Source organism: Amycolatopsis thailandensis (genome assembly GCF_002234405.1).
In the GTDB taxonomy this organism is placed as follows: domain Bacteria; phylum Actinomycetota; class Actinomycetes; order Mycobacteriales; family Pseudonocardiaceae; genus Amycolatopsis; species Amycolatopsis thailandensis.
Map to the genome: position 1 here is coordinate 1 of NZ_NMQT01000079.1, position 4,289 is coordinate 4,289.

General features: G+C 69.7%; 6 protein-coding genes. All 6 read left to right on the forward strand.

Annotated elements, in window-relative coordinates; genetic code table 11:
- Positions 1–383, forward strand: a 383-nt coding sequence (locus CFP71_RS22485) for a sensor histidine kinase (protein WP_244199790.1), incomplete at its 5' end; no start/stop codon positions are given.
- Positions 376–1,443, forward strand: coding sequence for a histidine kinase (locus tag CFP71_RS22490; RefSeq protein ID WP_093935922.1), 1,068 nt, complete (start codon positions 376–378; stop codon positions 1,441–1,443). The genes CFP71_RS22485 and CFP71_RS22490, both read left to right, overlap by 8 nt.
- The gene (locus CFP71_RS22495) at positions 1,422–2,078 is read left to right on the forward strand and encodes a response regulator transcription factor (RefSeq protein WP_093935923.1); all 657 of its coding nucleotides are present in this window, start codon (positions 1,422–1,424) and stop codon (positions 2,076–2,078) included. The genes CFP71_RS22490 and CFP71_RS22495 overlap by 22 nt, the downstream gene beginning before the upstream one ends.
- A 99-nt stretch (positions 2,079–2,177) precedes the next feature.
- On the forward strand, positions 2,178–2,720 hold the full coding sequence (locus tag CFP71_RS22500) for a hypothetical protein (RefSeq protein WP_093935924.1): 543 nt from the start codon (positions 2,178–2,180) through the stop codon (positions 2,718–2,720).
- A gap of 136 nt (positions 2,721–2,856) precedes the next feature.
- Complete coding sequence (locus tag CFP71_RS22505; RefSeq protein WP_093935925.1) at positions 2,857–3,483, forward strand: hypothetical protein; 627 nt, start codon at positions 2,857–2,859, stop codon at positions 3,481–3,483.
- A 344-nt stretch (positions 3,484–3,827) separates the two neighbouring features.
- A complete protein-coding gene (locus CFP71_RS22510; protein ID WP_093935926.1) occupies positions 3,828–4,259 on the forward strand; it encodes an SRPBCC family protein in 432 nt (143 codons plus the stop codon).
- Positions 4,260–4,289: the final 30 nt, after the last annotated feature.

Here is a 4,289-nt window from a genome sequence, read left to right on the forward strand (position 1 = left end):
CCGGGCCCGGCGGCGTGGTCGTGCTCGAGCCGGCGGGTCGGTGCGGCCCCCACCACGGCCAGGTGAAGGGCGAGGCCCGGGGGGCGCGGGGCCCGCCGATCCGGGCGGCGGCGGCCCTCCCGCGGGTCCGTGCCGTGCGCGAGGCGCTGGTGAACGTAGACAGGCACGCGGGCGTCGGCGAAGCCCTGCTGACGGTGGAGGACGGCGTCCGCGTGACCGTCCGGGACGAGGGCCGCGGTTTCGACCCGGCGGCGACGCCGGCGCAGCGGCGAGGTGTGCGCGGTTCGCTCGTCGAGCGCATGGCCGCGGCGGGCGGGCGGGCCGAAGTGACCTCCGCGCCCGGGGCGGGAACCACGGTGGACCTGGTGTGGCCCCATGAATGAGACCGCGGACCGCGTACTCGGCGGCTGCCGGATCGCGGTCCTGCTCGCGACGGCGGTGATCCAGGTCGGGCTCAGCCTGGTCCGGCTCGACGGCACCGCGAGCCGGGTCGCGTTCACCACGCTCGCCGCGGTGCTCGTCGTGGCGGCGTGGTGGGTGCTGCGCTGGAAACCGGTCCCCTGGCCGGTCGCGCTCCCCGGAGCGGTGGTCGTGCTCGCCGCGTCGGCGACCGCGACCTGGGCGCTGCCGCCGGATCGGCTGTTCGGCGACGGGGACTGGGCGTCCGGCCTCGCGGGCTGGCATCTCCTGGTGCTGCTGCTGGACCGGCCGACGCTCGCGATGGCCGCGCTCGTCTTCCAGATGACGCTCACCTTCCTCCGGCAGGGTGCCGCGCCCACCGATCGCGGCGAGATCGGCAGCGCGGTGATCGTCGGGCTCAGCGTGCTCGCCTTCCAGGCCGCGACGCTGACGCTGATCAGGGTCGTCAACCGGAGGGCGGGCGAAGCGGCGGAGGCCTCGGCCGAGCGGGACCGGCAGGCCCATCGCAAGGCGCTCGCCGAGCAGCGGGAGGCCGATCAGCGGAGCCGGTTCGCCGGTCAGCTCGGCGCCACCCTTCCGCTGCTCGCCGGACTGGCAGACCGCACGCTGGATCCGCGTGACGAGATCGTCCGGCAGCGCTGCACGCTCGCCGCGACGCAGCTGCGACGGCTGTTCGCGGAGAACGACGACGTCCCGGATCCGTTGGTGCACGAGGTTTCGGCGTGCGTCGATCTCGCCGAGCGACGGGGCGTGACGGTGACACTGGCGGTCAGCGGCGAACCGGCGCCGGTGCCGACCGGCATCCGCCGCGAACTGACCGGCCCGCTGATGATCGCCCTGGTCGCCGCCCGGTCCCAAGCCCGGGTCAGCGTCCTTCGGATCGGTGACGAGATCCGGGTCGCGGCGATCACCGACGGTGAACCCGGCGCGACGGCGAACGGATCGGGCGCCGTCGACGTCGAATGGCACGCATTCGGAGAACGATCGTGGATGGAGGCGAAATGGCGTTCGCGACCGAACTGACCGCGGTGGTCGTCGACGATCATCCGGCCGTACGGGCCGGGGTCGTGCACTGGCTGTCCTCGGGCACCCCGCCGGTCACCGTCGTGGCCGAGGGCGAGGACGTGCGGGCCGCCTGGATCGGCGACGGCGCGCGGGCCGACGTCGTCATCCTCGACCTGCACCTCAACAGCACCACCCCGGCGATGGGCGATCTGCGCAGGCTCACCGAGGCGGGCCGCCGCGTCGTCGTCTACTCCATGCGGGCCGACGACGAGACCGTCCTGCAGTGCCTCGAACTCGGCGCGCTCAGTTATCTCACCAAGGCCGAGGGCGCGGAACACCTCCTCGAAGCCGTGCGCGCGGCCGCGGCCGACCGGTCGTACACGCCGCCGTCGCTGGCGGGCGCGCTGGCAGGCGACCGTTCGGAGCGGCGTCCCGCCCTCTCCGCACGGGAGACCGAGGTGCTCATCGAGTGGTTCCAATCCGAGTCGAAGGACTTCGTCGCGCACCGGCTGGGGATCTCGCCGAACACGGTCAACTCGCATCTCGAACGGATCCGGGTCAAGTACGCCCAGATCGGCCGGGAGGCACCGACCAAGGCGGCGCTCGTCGCGCGGGCGATCCAGGACGGGCTGATCGGCGTGAGTGATCTGTGATCTTTTGTGGTGCGAACGGGCCACAGCGTCGGACCCCGGGGGTGATTACCCTGCGTAGCGCAGGCCGGAGCCGATCCGGCGAGGAGTCCGAGGAGATCGATGAAGTCCGCCCGTACCGCCCTGATCGCCACCGGCTGCGCCGCCGCGTTGCTGCTTTCCGCGTGCGGAGAAGAGGGCGGGAAGACCGTCAACGCCGATGGCACCATGGCACCCGGTAGCGAACTGAAGGTCGGCGAACGCGCCGTCGTCCCGTTCGAGTACGCCGAGAAGTCCGGCACCATCGCCATCACCGTCAAGTCGATCGACATCGGGCCGAAGGAAGACCTCGCCAAGTTCAAGGACAAGGGCGAAGGCACGCTTCCGGTGTACGTCCGGATGGTGATCGAGAACGTCGGCGGGACGGACATCTCCGGTGCCGACGTGTCCCTGCGCGCGGTGGACGCGGACGGCAAGGGCACCAAGGTGATCATGGCCGGCGGCACCCCGGCCTGCAAAGGCGAGGAGCCGGAGAACTTCGCCACCAAGGGCGCGACCTTCGAGACCTGCGACACCCAGGGCGTCAAAGACGGCGGCGAGGTCGGCGGCGTGACCTTCAGCGACGGCGCCGGGTACAAGGACAAGCCGATCACCTGGAAGAAGTAACCACAGCTGGGCCGATTAGCGTAATCGAATCGTGATCACCCGTGGTGCGAACGGACCACGGTGGTGTACTCCGCTGTCGATTACGGTGCCTGGCGTATACGCCGGAGCCGACCCGGCGAAAAGTCCGAGGAGATTCATGAAGTCCCACCGTATCGCCCTGTTCGCCACCGGCTGCGCGGCCGTGCTGCTGCTTTCCGCCTGCGGCGGCAAGGAAGAGGGTGGCAGCCCGGCTCCCTCCCCCGCGCCCGCTCCGACGTCGTCGGCCGCCGAGTCCTCGCCCGCGACCAGCGGCACCGTCCCGGTCTCGAACGCCGACGCCACCGCGCCGGGCAGTGAACTGAAGGTCGGCGAGCGCGCCGTCGTGCCGTTCAAGTACGGCAACGACAAGAGCGGCACCATCGCGATCACGGTCAAGGCGATCGAACTGGGCGCGAAGGAAGACCTCGCCGCCTACGGTGACAAGGCCAAGGGCATGACCCCGGTGTACATCCGGCTGTCGGTGGAGAACGTCGGCGGCACGGACCTCACCTACAGCTCGGTGCGGCTGCGCGCGGTGGGCACGGACGGCAAGAGCACCGGCGTGATCATCACCGGCGAGACCCCGAAGTGCCAGTCCGAGACGGCGAAGAAGGACTTCAAGACCGTCGGTGCGACCTTCGAGACCTGTGCGCTCCAGGCCGTCAAGGACGGCGACGAGGTCGGCGGCGCGACCTTCGGCGACGGTGACGGGTACAAGGACAAGCCGATCACCTGGAAGAAGTAGCTCCCCACCCGCTTCAAGTACATGAAGGCCCCCTTCCTTGCGCCTAGGTACAGGAAGGGGGCCTTCACGCGTGCGCGGTTCTCTTGAGGGGTAAGGCAAACGTGGCGTGCCGTCGAGGTGTGCGCCGAATGTGGCATTGGGGACGTTGAGCGTCCCCAATGCCACATCGGGGACACCTGAGGTTCGGTGACTCGACGTCGTGTCCTGAAGGGGCCCTTCAGGACATTCCGCAGCGCTGCTCAGGACACCGGAACCCTTGCGGACGTGACGTGAAGGGAACCTTCCCCCCGGACCGTGATCCGGCCACACTGCGGCGCGCGGTACGAGTGCGTACCGTTTGGCTGGTGGTTCACGTGCACCGGACGATCACCGTCCGCACCCCCGCCCAGACCGTCGTCGACTATTTGAAGGACTTCGCGCACGCGGAGGCGTGGGACCCCGGCACCGTGTCCTGCACCCGGGACGGCACCGGCCCGATCGCCGTCGGAGCCCAGTGGCACAACGTGTCCGAGTTCCGCGGCAAGAAGACCGAACTCACCTATCGCCTCGAACGGCTCGAGCCGGGCCGGATCGTGTTCGTCGGCGACAACAAGACAGCCACATCCACCGACGATCTGACGGTGACTGAAGAAGACGGCACGACGACCATCAGCTATCACGCCACCATCGAGTTCCACGGACTGGCGAAACTCGCGGACCCCTTCCTGAAGCGGCAATTCGAGAAGATGGGCGACGAGCTGGTGCCGGAGATGACGAAAGCCCTCGAAGCCCTTTAGGCCTCGTGACTGGACACCGCATTCACGTGC

Bases quoted from the DNA above. Each gene is read 5' to 3' on its own strand.
- CFP71_RS22495 (WP_093935923.1), top strand. From the start codon at position 1,422: ATGGCGTTCGCGACCGAACTGACCGCGGTGGTCGTCGACGATCATCCG.
- CFP71_RS22500 (WP_093935924.1), top strand. From the start codon at position 2,178: ATGAAGTCCGCCCGTACCGCCCTGATCGCCACCGGCTGCGCCGCCGCG.
- CFP71_RS22490 (WP_093935922.1), top strand. From the start codon at position 376: ATGAATGAGACCGCGGACCGCGTACTCGGCGGCTGCCGGATCGCGGTC.
- CFP71_RS22505 (WP_093935925.1), top strand. From the start codon at position 2,857: ATGAAGTCCCACCGTATCGCCCTGTTCGCCACCGGCTGCGCGGCCGTG.